17 protein-coding genes are annotated in these 14,638 nt (G+C 56.7%); 9 read left to right on the forward strand and 8 right to left on the reverse strand.

Going from position 1 to position 14,638, the window contains the following annotated elements:
* Window positions 1-10: 10 nt before the first annotated feature.
* Entirely contained in the window at window positions 11-181 is a 171-nt protein-coding gene (locus AC1MDT_RS05685; RefSeq protein WP_192416626.1) for a hypothetical protein, read from the reverse strand.
* Window positions 182-216: 35 nt separating this feature from the next.
* A complete protein-coding gene (locus AC1MDT_RS05690; RefSeq protein ID WP_480421096.1) occupies window positions 217-519 on the reverse strand; it encodes a DUF1883 domain-containing protein in 303 nt (100 codons plus the stop codon).
* Window positions 520-732: 213 nt separating this feature from the next.
* Here AC1MDT_RS05690 and AC1MDT_RS05695 point away from each other — a divergent pair, with 213 nt between their 5' ends.
* A complete protein-coding gene (locus AC1MDT_RS05695; protein ID WP_480421097.1) occupies window positions 733-1,089 on the forward strand; it encodes a hypothetical protein in 357 nt (118 codons plus the stop codon).
* 72 nt (window positions 1,090-1,161) lie between these two features.
* A complete protein-coding gene (locus AC1MDT_RS05700) occupies window positions 1,162-1,392 on the forward strand; it encodes a hypothetical protein (RefSeq protein WP_054597727.1) in 231 nt (76 codons plus the stop codon).
* An 11-nt stretch (window positions 1,393-1,403) separates the two neighbouring features.
* Here AC1MDT_RS05700 and AC1MDT_RS05705 read toward each other — a convergent pair whose 3' ends face one another.
* Window positions 1,404-1,685, reverse strand: coding sequence for a hypothetical protein (locus AC1MDT_RS05705; RefSeq protein ID WP_480421098.1), 282 nt, complete (start codon window positions 1,683-1,685; stop codon window positions 1,404-1,406).
* A 140-nt stretch (window positions 1,686-1,825) separates the two neighbouring features.
* On the reverse strand, window positions 1,826-2,014 hold the full coding sequence (locus AC1MDT_RS05710; RefSeq protein ID WP_480421099.1) for a hypothetical protein: 189 nt from the start codon (window positions 2,012-2,014) through the stop codon (window positions 1,826-1,828).
* Window positions 2,015-2,283: 269 nt separating this feature from the next.
* On the opposite strand from AC1MDT_RS05710, the gene galU reads away from it, so the two are divergent.
* Entirely contained in the window at window positions 2,284-3,123 is an 840-nt protein-coding gene (gene galU, locus AC1MDT_RS05715) for a UTP--glucose-1-phosphate uridylyltransferase GalU (protein ID WP_414906957.1), read from the forward strand.
* A 131-nt stretch (window positions 3,124-3,254) separates the two neighbouring features.
* A complete protein-coding gene (gorA, locus tag AC1MDT_RS05720) occupies window positions 3,255-4,613 on the forward strand; it encodes a glutathione-disulfide reductase (protein ID WP_480421100.1) in 1,359 nt (452 codons plus the stop codon).
* Here gorA and AC1MDT_RS05725 read toward each other — a convergent pair.
* Window positions 4,610-5,629: a DNA-binding protein gene (locus AC1MDT_RS05725; protein WP_480421101.1), complete on the reverse strand. Its 1,020-nt coding sequence runs from the start codon at window positions 5,627-5,629 to the stop codon at window positions 4,610-4,612. The two genes, gorA and AC1MDT_RS05725, sit on opposite strands and share 4 nt — an antisense overlap.
* A 279-nt stretch (window positions 5,630-5,908) precedes the next feature.
* On the opposite strand from AC1MDT_RS05725, the gene AC1MDT_RS05730 reads away from it, so the two are divergent.
* From AC1MDT_RS05730 to ahpF, 3 genes are all read left to right on the forward strand, one after another.
* The gene (locus AC1MDT_RS05730; RefSeq protein WP_480421102.1) at window positions 5,909-6,850 is read left to right on the forward strand and encodes a site-specific integrase; all 942 of its coding nucleotides are present in this window, start codon (window positions 5,909-5,911) and stop codon (window positions 6,848-6,850) included.
* Window positions 6,851-7,140: 290 nt separating this feature from the next.
* Complete coding sequence (gene ahpC / locus AC1MDT_RS05735; RefSeq protein ID WP_480421103.1) at window positions 7,141-7,704, forward strand: alkyl hydroperoxide reductase subunit C; 564 nt, start codon at window positions 7,141-7,143, stop codon at window positions 7,702-7,704.
* A gap of 141 nt (window positions 7,705-7,845) precedes the next feature.
* Entirely contained in the window at window positions 7,846-9,408 is a 1,563-nt protein-coding gene (gene ahpF, locus AC1MDT_RS05740) for an alkyl hydroperoxide reductase subunit F (RefSeq protein ID WP_480421105.1), read from the forward strand.
* A gap of 178 nt (window positions 9,409-9,586) precedes the next feature.
* Here the strand turns inward: ahpF and gloA are convergent, their stop codons facing one another.
* The gene (gene gloA / locus AC1MDT_RS05745) at window positions 9,587-10,108 is read right to left on the reverse strand and encodes a lactoylglutathione lyase (RefSeq protein WP_480421106.1); all 522 of its coding nucleotides are present in this window, start codon (window positions 10,106-10,108) and stop codon (window positions 9,587-9,589) included.
* 143 nt (window positions 10,109-10,251) lie between these two features.
* Here gloA and AC1MDT_RS05750 point away from each other — a divergent pair, with 143 nt between their 5' ends.
* Window positions 10,252-10,776 (forward strand): DUF4946 domain-containing protein, encoded by a 525-nt coding sequence (locus AC1MDT_RS05750; protein ID WP_480421107.1) that lies wholly within the window; start codon window positions 10,252-10,254, stop codon window positions 10,774-10,776.
* A gap of 177 nt (window positions 10,777-10,953) precedes the next feature.
* Here AC1MDT_RS05750 and AC1MDT_RS05755 read toward each other — a convergent pair whose 3' ends face one another.
* Both AC1MDT_RS05755 and AC1MDT_RS05760 read right to left on the reverse strand, forming a co-directional pair.
* Window positions 10,954-11,319 carry a histone-like nucleoid-structuring protein, MvaT/MvaU family gene (locus AC1MDT_RS05755; RefSeq protein ID WP_480421108.1) on the reverse strand — a complete coding sequence of 122 codons (366 nt, stop codon included), beginning with the start codon at window positions 11,317-11,319 and terminating at the stop codon, window positions 10,954-10,956.
* A 233-nt stretch (window positions 11,320-11,552) separates the two neighbouring features.
* Window positions 11,553-13,088, reverse strand: coding sequence for an EAL domain-containing protein (locus AC1MDT_RS05760; protein WP_480421109.1), 1,536 nt, complete (start codon window positions 13,086-13,088; stop codon window positions 11,553-11,555).
* Window positions 13,089-13,489: 401 nt separating this feature from the next.
* Between AC1MDT_RS05760 and hppD the strand changes: the two genes are divergently transcribed.
* Window positions 13,490-14,566, forward strand: a complete 1,077-nt coding sequence (gene hppD, locus AC1MDT_RS05765; RefSeq protein WP_480421110.1) for a 4-hydroxyphenylpyruvate dioxygenase — start codon at window positions 13,490-13,492, stop codon at window positions 14,564-14,566.
* Window positions 14,567-14,638: the final 72 nt, after the last annotated feature.

Consider the following 14,638-nt stretch of genomic DNA (forward strand, 5'->3'; position numbering starts at 1 on the left):
CCGGATCGCTTTACAGCGCTTTGCTGACACTAATCTCGCTGATCACGTCTTCGCTCTGGCCATGAATGGCGTCCAGCGCGGCCTTGGCTTCTGCTTCGGTGCCGTTTTCAAGCTGGGCAAATTCAAAGCGGCGCTCACCGTTGAGTTTGTACTTGATGACGTATTTGGTCGTTTGAGTCACGGTCATTCCTGCCTGTTCTCTTGGTGGGGTGTCACTCAGCTCAGTTTCGAGCTGGAGCGGCGAATGATCTTGATCGAGTGAGTCAGGCTCGGTTTGCGGGTTACGCTAATCGCCTTGCGGCTGACCATGTCGATGGTAATGTTCCAGAACCCGGTACTCGGTGCAGTAATCCGGGCCGGGAAGGTGTCGAATGCACCACCATGGTAAGTGTGCCGGCCGCCATTTTTGAAGCTGCGGAAATTGGCGTCGTTCATCAAGCGGATGTTGCAGGTTTGGGAGCACTGGATGACGACGATGTCGTCTTCGTTGAGGTGCTCGCGCTGGTGGATAAATTTCATGAGGCGCCTCCAGAAGGGCTTTTTCTACAAAATCAAAACGATAGCGTTGGGCGATTGGCGCAGTTTATCAGCCCGAACGGGTTATTATCCGACCGTCGAGGTCCGCTTTGACAATTAAAAACAGTTATTCGCAATTCTATGCGCGATAACAGCAGTGAGCCTCGGAGAAAAACGGCATTTGTGCTGTCGGAGAGGCTTTATCGGAGGATTGGTATGAAGTGGGGTGTAGTGTTACTGCCGTTGGCATTGGCAATGACGGGTTGTGCAACAGTTTCGGAAATCAACGAGTCGCTGCCCACCATGAGCGTGATCTCAGGCAAGAAGCCCCATGAGTACGCGCATTGCCTGAGCGAGAAGCTGGCCGATAGTCGCGGCGCCCTGCAAATCGAGCCACAGAAGGACGGCGTGCGAGTCATCGTTCCGCAGAAATATTCGTCGGGTCCGGCCGCTGTATTCGATATCGAAAACCGCTCCAGCGGCAGCAGCATCAAGTTGCATGAGCGCATCTCCAACGTGCCTATTCGCCCACATGATGTACGCAACGCCGCCACTGAGTGCATATCCGGCTGATAGACTGTCGACCGTCAGCACCAATGCCGTCCAAGCGTCGCTTTGACGGCATTGTCATTTCTGGAGTCGAGCATGAAGCGAGAGCAGGTACGGGAGCGTCATGCAGAGGGTCATATCTCTGCCACTCACGTGATTCAGAACCCGGCAAATTCGGGAGAATGGATCGTGTTTTTCAAGAAAAGCGCCGGGCGCAGCTATTTCCTGGTGGATGAAAACGATGAAGTCGAATCCTTCAGTCGCCTGGACGACTTGATCGAGACCGTGCGCGGGCTTGGGATCAAATTCGCCGAGATTCACATGTAGGGCAGGGCGCCTTACTTGCAGACCACCACGACGGTGCGGGTCTTATAGTTGCCGACGTCGACGCCAAGGGTCTTGTCGCTTTCCTTGGTCGAAGGTGTTCCGTCGGTACCGACGATTCGATAGCCGGTGCCGGCGCAAGAGGCATCGGCTTTTTCGTAGCAAGTGGCCCAGGAGTTGGCTTCTCCGGAGCAGTCGATGCTCAGGCCCTGTTCGCCATTGTTCAGTAAAGTATTTTCGGACGTCGCACAACCGCTCAGGGCCAGCAATGCAATCAGTGGCAGAAATCTAGTCATGTCATTGTCGTCGTCAGGATGATGGGGCTAAGCGTGTGACAGCGCCGGGATCAAAAGGTTATAGCGATTGGCCACTTCGTTGCAGGCAATCACAAAAAAGCCCTGCGCTGCGACAGGGCTCCAGTCGAGTCAGGCCCGTCTCAGGACTTGTCCTTGCCGCGTCGCTTCGGCGCTGCCGGTTGATCCTGCAACACCGATGCCACCTCAATCGCCAACGCTTCGGTAGGGAACGGCCCGGCGATATTCTCGCCGCCGACGCTGTCTACCCACCACTGGCCGTCTTTTGCCTGATTGATCAGGTACCCGTTGACACTCTTTGCTACCGACATCTATCTGCCTCGTTGACTGGTTCTATCGCGCAATGATACCGCCAAATGCACTCAACAGGTGCTGATGGGTGTAGGGTGGTGCGATTGTGTGGTCGTGCATATCTGACGGTCTGTGCTATCAATAAAGGCGCCGAAGCAATCCGGGGAACTATCCGCGAGAATATTTCTCTATGATGGCATCGGTTAGCCAGCGCGGGGCATTGTAAGGTGCACGCCGCCTGATTAGACTGCGACCGAAACTCGTACACACAGCCCTATCAAGGACTTATATGATCAAGAAATGCTTGTTCCCAGCAGCCGGTTACGGTACTCGCTTCCTGCCAGCGACTAAAGCCATGCCCAAAGAAATGCTGCCGGTGGTAAACAAGCCACTGATCCAGTACGGCGTCGAAGAAGCACTGGACGCCGGGTTGACCGAAATCTCCATCGTGACCGGTCGTGGCAAGCGTGCCTTGGAAGACCACTTCGACATCAGCTACGAGCTGGAAAACCAGATCAAGGGCACCGACAAGGAAAAATACCTGGTCGGTATCCGCAAGCTGCTCGACAACTGCTCGTTCTCCTACACCCGCCAGACTGAAATGAAAGGCCTGGGCCACGCGATCCTGACCGGCCGTCCGCTGATCGGCGACGAACCGTTCGCCGTGGTACTGGCGGATGACTTGTGCGTCAACCTCGAAGGCGACGGCGTCCTGACCCAGATGGTCAAGCTGTACAAGCAGTACCGTTGCTCGATCATTGCGATCCAGGAAGTCGATCCGCTGGAAACCAACAAGTACGGCGTGATTGCCGGCGACCTGATCGGTGATGACCTCTATCGCGTTCGCAACATGGTCGAGAAACCAGCCCCGGAAGACGCACCGTCGAACCTGGCGATCATCGGTCGTTACATCCTGACACCGGACATCTTCGACCTGATCAAACAAACCGAGCCAGGCAAGGGCGGCGAAATCCAGATCACCGACGCCCTGATGAAACAGGCGCAAAACGGTTGCGTGATCGCCTACAAATTCAAGGGCAAGCGTTTCGACTGCGGTGGCGCTGAAGGCTACATCGAAGCCACCAACTTCTGCTTCGAGAACTTCTACAAGACTGGCAAGGCCTACTGATAGGGTTTGACCTGCTTGTACTGAAAAAGCCACCTTAGGGTGGCTTTTTCATTTTCCGCCCTCATATCGTCTGCAGCGCTTGCCCAACAGATGTCTGCAGGTATGCTGGTTGCCTGCCGAGGAGATTGAAGATGGCCTACGATTTTGACCTTTATGTGATTGGTGCCGGTTCCGGCGGTGTGCGGGCTGCGCGATTTGCTGCCGGGTTTGGCGCGAAAGTGGCGGTGGCCGAGAGTCGTTACCTGGGCGGTACGTGTGTGAACGTCGGTTGTGTGCCGAAAAAGTTGCTGGTTTACGGTGCGCACTTCGCCGAAGACTTCGAGCAATCTTCTGGTTTTGGCTGGACGCCAGGCGAGGCGAAGTTCGACTGGGCCACGCTGATTGCCAACAAGGACCGCGAGATCAATCGCCTGAATGGCATCTATCGCAACCTGCTGGTCAACAGCGGTGTGACCTTGCATGAAGGCCACGCCAAAATCGTTGATCCGAATACCGTCGAGATCAATGGCGAGCGTTATTCCGCCAAGAACATCCTGATCGCGACCGGCGGCTGGCCGCAGATTCCGCAGATTCCGGGGCATGAGCACGCAATCAGTTCCAATCAAGCGTTCTTCCTGAAAGAACTGCCCAAGCGCGTTCTGGTGGTGGGCGGTGGGTACATCGCCGTCGAATTCGCCGGGATCTTCCACGGCTTGGGCGCCGCGACCACGCTGTTGTATCGCGGTGAGTTGTTCCTGCGTGGCTTCGACGGTGCCGTGCGTAAGCATTTGCAGGAAGAATTGACCAAGCGCGGTATGGACCTGCAATTCAACGCCGACATTGAGCGCATCGACAAACAGGCTGACGGCAGTTTGAAAGTCACGCTCAAAGACGGCCGGGAGCTGGAGGCGGATTGTGTGTTTTACGCCACTGGCCGGCGTCCGATGCTGGACAATCTCGGGCTGGAAAACACCGGCGTCAAACTCGACAAGAAAGGCTTTGTCGAGGTCGACGAGCAGTATCAAACCGCCGAACCGTCGATTCTGGCGCTTGGCGATGTGATCGGTCGTGTGCAACTCACACCGGTCGCGCTGGCCGAGGGCATGGCTGTTGCGCGGCGTTTGTTCATGCCCGAGCAATATCGTCCGGTGGACTACAAGATGATCCCGACGGCCGTATTCAGCCTGCCGAACATCGGTACCGTAGGCCTCACCGAAGAAGAGGCTCGCGATGCAGGCCATGAGGTGGTGATCTACGAAAGCCGTTTCCGCCCGATGAAGCTGACCCTGACCGAATGTCAGGAGCGCACGCTGATGAAGCTGGTGGTAGACGCTAAGACCGACAAGGTGCTTGGCTGCCACATGGTCGGGCCGGACGCCGGCGAGATCGTCCAGGGCTTGGCGATTGCCTTGAAGGCCGGCGCCACCAAGCGCGATTTCGACGAAACCATCGGTGTGCATCCGACGGCCGCCGAAGAGTTCGTCACCATGCGGACGCCGGTCGCGGGTTAATCGCCCTTCGTCGGCTCTGATGCGTCTGGCGCTGTCGCAATGACAGTCGCCCGACGCACGCACTCATCGAGGCTCGCCTGAGTCTTGAGGCATTCAATTTCCAGCGCTTTGTTTATCTGCGACTGCTCATCGACGCTCTGCTTTAACGACTGGCTTTCCAGCAGTGCTGTACGCAAGCGTTCCTGGAGGAGGGTGCGCTCGTTGTCGATGCGATTGACCTGTTCAAGCAACTGATCCTGACGGGTGTGAGTCTGCTTGAGCTGTTCCTGCAGCAGGCTCAACTCCCGCAGCGTGCCACGGTTTTCGGTCAGCAGACGCTCATTGTCGCGGTGCAGTTGGGTGATTTCATCCTGGCGCACGAGCGCGCTTTGTTGAGCCTGGCGCAACTCCATCTGAACCTGTTGCACCTGGCCTTCGTGGCGACGTTGTTCCTGCTCGCGCTGGTCTTTGACGGCGTTGCGATAGTGCTCCAGCGCATCGCGCGCATGCAGGTGTTTTTCTTCAAGAGAGCGAATCTGCTCGTCCTTGTCTTGCAAGCGTAATTCGAAATCAGCCAGCGCCTGGTTCAGTCCGGCGTTGCGGGTTTGCTCGGTCTGCAAAATGGCCAGCGTGTTGTGCAGGGTGTCGGATTCCTGCGTTAGTGCGAGGGTTTGAATTTCGTATTGCTGCTGCAGTTCGGTGTTGGCCTCTTGAGCGACGGCCAGTTGGCGGTCCAGCTCTTTTCGTTGCTGATCGAACTGGGCGCGCGCCTGGTCGATAGGTTCCTGCGCCTGTTCTTTGAGGCGCTGTGCGAGGCGCGAGACCAGTCCCGCCAGCTCGTCATCGATGGGTTCGGAGGCCGTATCGGCGGGCTCGGCACCGTCATCCAGCTCCTTCAAATACCGGTGAATAGTGGTTTTCGAGCCGGTATTGCCCATCTCGATCCGTACCGCGTCGATGCTTGGGTTTTCGCCGCGGGCGAGGATTGCCAGGCGTGCGGTTTGAACCACCGCTTTGTTGATGCCGCCACGGGCCATGAGTGCTCCTACGATTTCGTACTGTGGTATGTATTGCGATAATACACGATGTGCTACAGCAATATAAAAATTAAAATACGTCAAGTATTCATGCGGGATATACTGGTAATACCCCGTGTGAATGCAGTTCCTAAATGTTTGCCGCTCCATATCCGTACGCAATACCACTGTAGGAGCGAGCTTGCTCGCGAAAAAACCGAGAGCGCCGCGGGGTATCAGGCTGGCAGCGTTATCGTTAACGTCCATCGCGAGCAAGCTCGCTCCTACAAGGGCATTCCCATGAGCGAGCTGGATCGCTATCTGCAAGCCGCCACGCGCGATAACACCCGTCGCAGCTACAGGGCGGCCATCGAGCATTTCGAAGTCAGTTGGGGCGGTTTTTTGCCGGCCACCGCCGACAGCGTCGCGCGCTATCTGGTGGCCTATGCGGGGGCGTTATCGATCAATACGCTGAAGTTGCGCTTGTCGGCATTGGCTCAGTGGCACAACAGCCAAGGGTTTGCCGATCCCACCAAGGCGCCGGTCGTGCGCAAGGTCTTCAAGGGCATTCGCGCACTGCACCCGATGCAGGAGAAGCAGGCCGAGCCATTGCAGCTGCAACATCTGGAGCAAGTCGTTGACTGGCTTGCGCAGGAAGCGCACACGGCAAAAGCTGAACATGACCGGCCGACGCTGCTACGGGCCAGGCGCGACACAGCACTGATCCTCCTCGGCTTCTGGCGCGGCTTTCGTAGCGACGAGTTGTGCCGCGTACAGATCGAGCATGTACAAGCCGTCGCCGGCTCCGGCATCAGCCTTTACCTGCCGCGTAGCAAGAGTGACCGCGAAAATCTTGGCAAAACGTACCAGACTCCGGCGTTACAGCGTCTCTGCCCGGTTCAGGCGTACATCGCCTGGATCACCGAAGCGGCACTGGTACGAGGGCCGGTATTCCGTGGCATCGACCGTTGGGGGCATCTGAGCGAAGAGGGGCTGCACGCCAACAGCGTCATTCCTCTATTGCGCCAGGCGCTGGAGCGCGCGGGCATCCCCGCCGAGCACTACACCAGTCATTCCTTGCGGCGAGGTTTTGCTACCTGGGCGCACCAAAGCGGCTGGGATTTGAAGTCGTTGATGAGTTACGTGGGTTGGAAAGACATGAAGTCCGCCATGCGCTATGTCGAAGCCAGCCCATTTCTCGGAATGTCCCGGCTCGCCGAAAAGCCGTTGGCACCTGAGTAGTCAGGTTGCAATACGACCCGTAGCAGCTGCCGAAGGCTGCGTTCGGCTGCGAAGCAGTCGTAAACCCTGAACACACGGATTGCCTGACAAACCGCGCTGCCTGATTTCACGACTGCTACGCAGCCGAACGCAGCCTTCGGCAGCTGCTACAGATACCGAATTCTTCTATTAATACAGTCGGCTAATAGCGAAAACAAATCAGCAGCATGAGGTTTGCCAATGAGCCTTCCGGGCGTCGGGTGGGTAGAGTTCTCTCCATCAACTTCTTAACCCCTGACGGAGAGTCAACGATGCCTATCATCAACAGCCAAGTTAAACCGTTCAAAGCTGACGCATTCAAAAATGGCGACTTCGTAAAAGTCTCGGACGCTGACCTGAAAGGCAAGTGGTCTGTGGTGTTCTTCTACCCAGCCGACTTCACCTTCGTTTGCCCAACCGAGCTGGAAGACCTGGCTGACAACTACGACGCGTTCCAGAAACTGGGCGTCGAGATCTTCAGCGTTTCCACCGATACCCACTTTGCCCACGCTGCCTGGCACAACACGTCGCCAGCCATCGGCAAAATCCAGTACACCATGATCGGCGACCCGACTCACGCCATCTCCCGCAACTTTGACGTACTGATCGAAGAAGCCGGTCTGGCTGACCGTGGCACCTTTGTGATCAACCCTGAAGGCCAGATCAAAATCGTCGAGCTGAACGACGGCGGTGTGGGTCGTGATGCTTCTGAACTGCTGCGCAAAATCAAGGCCGCTCAGTACGTGGCTGCGCACCCAGGCCAGGTTTGCCCAGCCAAGTGGAAAGAAGGCGAAGCCACGCTGGCCCCGTCCCTGGACCTGGTCGGCAAGATCTAAGTCTGTGAGTCGCGCTGCATCAGGGCGCAACGCCGCACCTACTCAGTAAGCTGCACCGCCCTATAAAACGCCCGGGCGAGATTCGCTCGGGCGTTTTTTTATGTCTGCTTTCCATGAAACAGAACAAAGGAAATCGCCCGTATGTTGGACGCCAATCTTAAAGCCCAGTTGAAGTCATACCTGGAACGGGTCACCCAGCCGATCGAGATCGTAGCCTCCCTCGACGACGGTGCGAAATCCCGGGAAATGCTCGACCTCTTGAAAGACGTTGCCAGTCTTTCCAGCCAAATTACCTTGCTCGACAACGGTGACGATGCGCGCAAACCATCGTTCTCGATCAATCGCCCGGGTGCCGATATCAGCCTGCGTTTCGCCGGTATCCCAATGGGCCACGAATTCACTTCGCTGGTGCTGGCCTTGCTGCAAGTCGGCGGTCACCCGTCGAAAGCCAGCGTTGAAGTGATTGAACAGATTCGCTCGTTAAAAGGCGAGTTCAGCTTCGAGACATACTTCTCGCTGTCCTGCCAGAACTGCCCGGACGTCGTCCAGGCGCTGAACCTGATGGCGGTGCTGAACCCGAACATCCGCCACGTCGCCATCGACGGCGCGTTGTTCCAGGCGGAAGTCGACGAGCGCCAGATCATGGCCGTGCCGAGTGTCTACCTGAACGGCGTTAACTTCGGCCAGGGTCGCATGGGCCTGGAAGAAATCCTCGCCAAAATCGACACCAGCGGCATCGAGCGTCAGGCCGAGAAGATCAGCGCCAAACAAGCCTTTGACGTGCTGGTCGTCGGCGGTGGCCCGGCCGGTGCGTCGGCAGCGATCTACGCGGCGCGTAAAGGCATTCGCACCGGCGTTGCGGCTGAACGTTTTGGTGGGCAGGTGCTGGATACCATGGCCATCGAGAACTTTATCTCCGTGCAGGAAACCGAAGGGCCGAAACTGGCCGTGGCACTGGAAGAACACGTCAAGCAGTACGATGTCGACATCATGAACCTGCAGCGCGCCGACAAACTGGTACCGGGCAAGCAGGGTGAGCTGCACGAAGTTCACTTCGCCAGTGGCGCGAAGCTCAAAGCCAGGGCTGTGATCCTGGCGACCGGTGCTAGATGGCGTGAAATGAACGTGCCGGGTGAGCAGCAATACCGCAACAAAGGCGTGGCGTACTGCCCGCACTGTGATGGTCCGCTGTTCAAGGGCAAACGCGTGGCGGTGATTGGCGGCGGTAACTCCGGCGTCGAAGCGGCCATCGACCTGGCCGGTATCGTGTCGCACGTTACGCTGCTTGAGTTTGATGTACAGCTGCGCGCCGATGCGGTTCTTCAGCGCAAATTGCACAGCCTGCCCAATATCACCGTGATCACCCATGCGCAAACCACTGAAGTGACCGGCGATGGGCAGAAGGTCAATGGCTTGCGTTACAAGGATCGTCAGTCGGACGAATTGCGTCATGTCGAACTGGAAGGGATCTTCGTGCAGATCGGTCTGCTTCCCAATACCGATTGGCTCAAAGGCACTGTCGAGCTGTCGCCTCGCGGCGAGATCATCGTCGATGCCCGCGGTGAAACGTCGATGGCCGGGGTGTTCGCTGCCGGTGACGTGACCACCGTGCCGTACAAGCAAATCGTGATTGCGGTGGGCGAGGGCGCCAAAGCGTCGCTGAGCGCATTCGATCACTTGATCCGGACGTCGGCCCCGGCCTGAAACCGGACGCTGAAAACACAAAACCCCATGAGCGGTCATGGGGTTTTTTGTGTTCTGCCCATTCCCAATGTGGGACTGGCTTTTGTAGGCGCGAGCTTTCTCGCGATAAACCCGAGACCGCCGCGGGGAACCTGTCCTCCAGCGTTATCGTTGGCGACCATCGCGAGCAAGCTCGCTCCTACAGCGGGGCGGGCTGAATGATCTCGACCCAATAGGCATCCGGGTCTTTGATGAAGGCCAGGCTCTTCATACGTCCGTCATTCAGGCGCTTCTGGAAATCGCAGCCCAGCGCTTCAAAGCGCTCGCACGCGGCGACGATGTCCGGCACCGAAATGCAGATGTGGCCAAAACCGCGCGGGTCGGTGTTGCCGTTGTGGTAGGCGAAATCCGCGTCATTCTCGGTGCCATGGTTGTGGGTCAGTTCGAGAATGCCCGGGATCGATTTCATCCATTGCGTGCGCGCAGCGGCGTCGGCCGGGATCTGGTTTTTATCGACCAGTGCCAGGAAGTACAGGCTGAATTCGGCTTCCGGGAAGTCGCGTTTTTCCACCAGCGAGAAACCGAGGATGCGCGTGTAAAAGTCCAGGGACTTGGTGATGTCCTTGACCCGCAACATGGTGTGGTTGAAGACGAACTTCTGGGTAGCGGTGTCCGGTTGGGCGGTGACGCCCGGGAAGGTGTTCAAATCGTGCAGGCTCATGGGCCCTCCGGAGATAATGGGGCTAACGAATGACGATAATGATACGCAAGGGCTCTGACATCACCAAACCCAAAGCGTCGGCTATTGCCTGACGGGCGGGCGAGGCTCAGACTTTACGGCTTAATCCGTGAGTGTTCATTGCAATGATTCGATTGTCCAAATCGCTGTTCGCCCTGATGTGTGTGCTTTCAGGTATCAACAGTGCTCACGCAGACGCGCCCATCGTGACATGGCCAGAGGGCTGGGTGGTCGAAGCGGTCGCGCCCGATGAAGCCAAGCCAGAAGTCTCCCGTCAACGCGCCGTGAAAACCGACCAGGGTGGCACGCCGGTAATGGTGATGGAGTTGACCATGACCCAGGTGGAGAGTGGACATGAAGTGAACCTGCAAGGCGTCTTGCTGGAAATGCGCAAGTCGGTGCAAAAGGGCTTTTTTCAAGGCGGCTATCAAAGTGTCTGTAACAAAATTCACCAGACTACCCTGAGCCGCTTATCGGCGCTGGAAACTACCTGCACGATCACTCAAAACGGAAGGCATGTGCTCTCGCAAACATTGGTCGCTGCGGTGGATGCCGATAAGGCCTATGTTCTTTCGTACGCGGGGCAGGCCGAGGTTTATAAGGCAAGTCAGAACGAAATTGAGGCAGCACGTAACAGCTTGAAACTTTAGTTAAAGATTTTTCGTGGTCGTGATTTTTCAGCGGGTTCTGTAGTTTTTAGATAGCCAAAAGGATTAAGTACAAAGTTAGTGAGCAAGTAGCGAGTTGATTGGAAATCTTCGTTGAATTGAGAGGGTTTCCATGAAAAAGCCCTGCATTGGCAGGGCTTTTGGGGGTACCACGAGTGCTTAGCCCCGCAGCCAGGAGTCAACGGTAGCTGCGCCGTATTGTTCCTTCCAGGCTTTCAGGCCGCGATGGTTGCCACCTTTGGTTTCAATCAGTTCACCGGTGTGCGGATTGTGATAAACCTTGACCACGCGAGCGCGGCGGGTTTTAGGCGCAGTAGCGTGTTGCAGACCGGATTTTGCCGGGTTCGGATCGAGAATGGCGATGATGTCGCGCAGGCTTTTGCCGTAGGTTTTCATCAGCCCCTGGAGCTTTTCTTCGAATTCGATTTCTTTCTTGAGCCCGGCGTCGTTCTTCAGCGATTCCAGCTGCTTGAGCTGTTCTTGAAGGGCCTTTTCAGCGGCACGAAATTCAGCGAGTCTGGACAATATCTTTACTCCAATAGTGTATTTGGCTGATACCAACCGCAAACAAAGCTATAAGCCAAGAGCCTTGAAGCGACCCGGTGATAATGGCTCACCTGCCAATCTAGCGCAGGCATGAAAAATTGTAGTAGTTAATTGGCAAAGAGTAAATCCTGACGTTTTCTGCATGTAACGGTAGTAGTGTTTTGATTCAAATCGGTGCGCCGTTTCGTTGTCTCGTCGCTTAAAGGTGCTAGTTAATGGTGGCTTAATGCTGTAATGAACTCTGCGCCGGGCATTGGACGGCCAAAGAGATAACCTTGCAGGAAGTTCACCCCGTGAGCGGTCAGGTAATCACTCTGCTCTTGGGTTTCCACGCCTTCGGCGACGATACCCAGGTCGAGTTTGGCGCAGAGTTCGATGATGCTGTCCACAATGTGCCGGGAGAGGGCGTCGGCACCGATCATGGCGACAAAACTCTGATCGATTTTCAGATAATCCACGTTGAACTGACGCAGATAACCCAGGCTCGAGTGTCCCGTGCCGAAATCATCGATGGCGATCATCACGCCGAGTTCATGAAGCAACTCGAACAATTGGTGGCTGATGGCGGTGGGCACGATGAGTTCGCGTTCGGTCAACTCCAATACCAGGTGAATGGAGCCCGGTGCGAAGGCACTCAGGAACTCGCGGCAATCTTCGACCAGTTCAAGGTCTTTGCAGTGACTGGCGGTGATATTGATACCGATATGAAACGGCCCGTCGAACGACGAAGAGAGCGGCCCTAGCAAGGCTGCGGTTTGTCGCATCAATGAGCGGGTCATCGGCACGATCAGCCCCGAGTGTTCGGCAAACGGGATAAACAGGTCCGGGCGCACCAGGCCTTCCTTCGGGTGATTCCAGCGCATCAGGACTTCGGTCCCCGACCATTTTTTGCTTTCGCCATGGACCACCGGTTGAAAATACGGAACGAACTCGGCGGCTTCCAGCGCACGCATCAGTTCATGGCTCGGCGACGACGAGCGCTTCTGCAGAAAATGCCCGATAAAGCCGGAAATCACGCCGAAAAAAATCAGCAGGCTGAACAGCGGCGGGTACTCACTGCTCATGTAGCGCCAGGTTTCACCTGCGGGAAATCCGGCGGCCACGTTGAAGGGGTAACGTGAGGACGTCCGTGCGCTTGGCGCCACCGGGAAGGCGGGCAGGGCGCCTTCGTGGAACGTTGTATCGGCGGATAGCCAATGGGGGCCGACTTGCAGCACCAGCAATGTGTTGCGGCCGATGAGGCGCAGTACGTTACTCAGGTGATAACCGTCCAGATTACTCAGCGCACCCTGTTTTCCTTCATTGAGCCGGTACACCAACAACGCGGTATCAGGCGTCACCCGGTTGCCCTTCATCAACAACAACTCGCCGTGGGTGTAGTCGCCGGCACTGATTTTTTCCTGATAATCACCAAACAAAGAACTGCAGTAGATGGTGTTGTCCCACACCAGGCTGGTCGAACGCACAAACGGACGGCGGGTGACTTGTTCGCGCAGGGCAAGCGTAACGTCGTTGCAGTTCTGACCGGCCAAGGGCAGCAATTCGCGCGCAGCCTGGGCGTTGTTGTCGAGCATCAGGTCGAACTGGCGGATGGCGGCTTCGGCGGTCTGCTCGCTACTTTGTTGGAGCGTGCGTTCTGCTTGCAGGTAGAGAATGGCAAACCCCAGCAGCACCGGGAGTAATCCGCTCAACAGTGTCAGCGCGATCTTGGTCCTGCGTTTGCGGCTGGTCTTGACGCTCAGTGGCATTGATGAAACCTGTCACGATGAAAGAGGGCTCTCAAATGCTGGCAGGGCGAGTCGCCTCCCAAAAGAGTTCAGGTACGGGCCATGATAGTTGGCCTTTGATGCCTGTGTGTTCAAACCCCTTGCGCGAGTAGGGGAAAAGGGGATTTGATACAGAAGACGGACAAATCCATTTACGCTGTGTAGAATCCGGTTACGCATACAATAATAAACGGCCTCTGGCAGCAGACGTCTCGCCCCCACGGGCCTTGGATCGACAATGAAGAGTTTCGGGTTTCAATTGATCTACGGTGACTTCCTCGCTCGCAGCGTGAGAGGCATCTCCTGTGCGCCACCCGCCGGTCTCAGCATTGCTAGTAACTAACGTTCCGTTATTTCTAAAAAAGCATGATGAGGCGCCAACCATGGCAGATTTATACGAAAACCCAATGGGCCTGATGGGCTTTGAATTCATCGAATTCGCATCGCCGACCCCCAATACCCTGGAGCCGATCTTCGCGATCATGGGCTTCACCAAGGTCGCGACCCACCGCTCCAAAGACGTGCACCTGTATCGCCAGGGCCAGATCAACCTGATCCTCAACAACGAACCGCACAGTGTGGCTTCGTACTTCGCGGCCGAGCACGGCCCGTCGGTGTGCGGCATGGCGTTTCGGGTCAAGGACTCGCAAAAGGCCTACAAGCGGGCGCTGGAACTCGGCGCCCAGCCGATTCATATCGAAACCGGCCCGATGGAACTGCACCTGCCGGCGATCAAAGGCATCGGCGGTGCACCGCTGTACCTGATCGACCGTTTCGGCGAAGGCAGCTCGATCTACGACATCGATTTCGTGTTCATCGAAGGTGTCGACCGCAATCCTGAAGGCGCGGGCCTGAAGATCATCGATCACCTGACCCACAACGTGTACCGCGGTCGCATGGCCTACTGGGCCAACTTCTACGAGAAGCTGTTCAACTTCCGCGAGATCCGTTACTTCGACATCAAGGGCGAATACACCGGCCTGACCTCCAAGGCCATGACCGCGCCGGATGGCATGATCCGCATCCCGTTGAACGAAGAATCGTCCAAGGGCGCCGGGCAGATCGAAGAATTCCTGATGCAGTTCAACGGCGAGGGCATCCAGCACGTGGCCTTCCTCAGCGATAACTTGCTGGATACCTGGGATCGCCTGAAAAAAATCGGCATGCGCTTCATGACCGCGCCGCCGGACACCTATTACGAAATGCTGGAAGGCCGTTTGCCAAACCACGGCGAGCCGGTCGATCAGCTGCAAGCGCGCGGGATTCTGCTGGACGGTTCGTCCGAGTCGGGCGACAAGCGTCTGCTGTTGCAGATCTTCTCGGAAACCCTGATGGGCCCGGTGTTCTTCGAGTTCATCCAGCGTAAAGGCGATGATGGTTTCGGTGAAGGCAACTTCAAGGCACTGTTCGAATCCATCGAACGCGACCAGGTTCGTCGTGGCGTGCTCTCGACCGATTAAGCCGAGTCAGCGATAAAACTGTAGGAGCGAGCTTGCTCGCGATGGTGTGTCAGTTGACATCTATTTAGCTGA

This window comes from Pseudomonas sp. ASL7 (assembly GCF_056680375.1).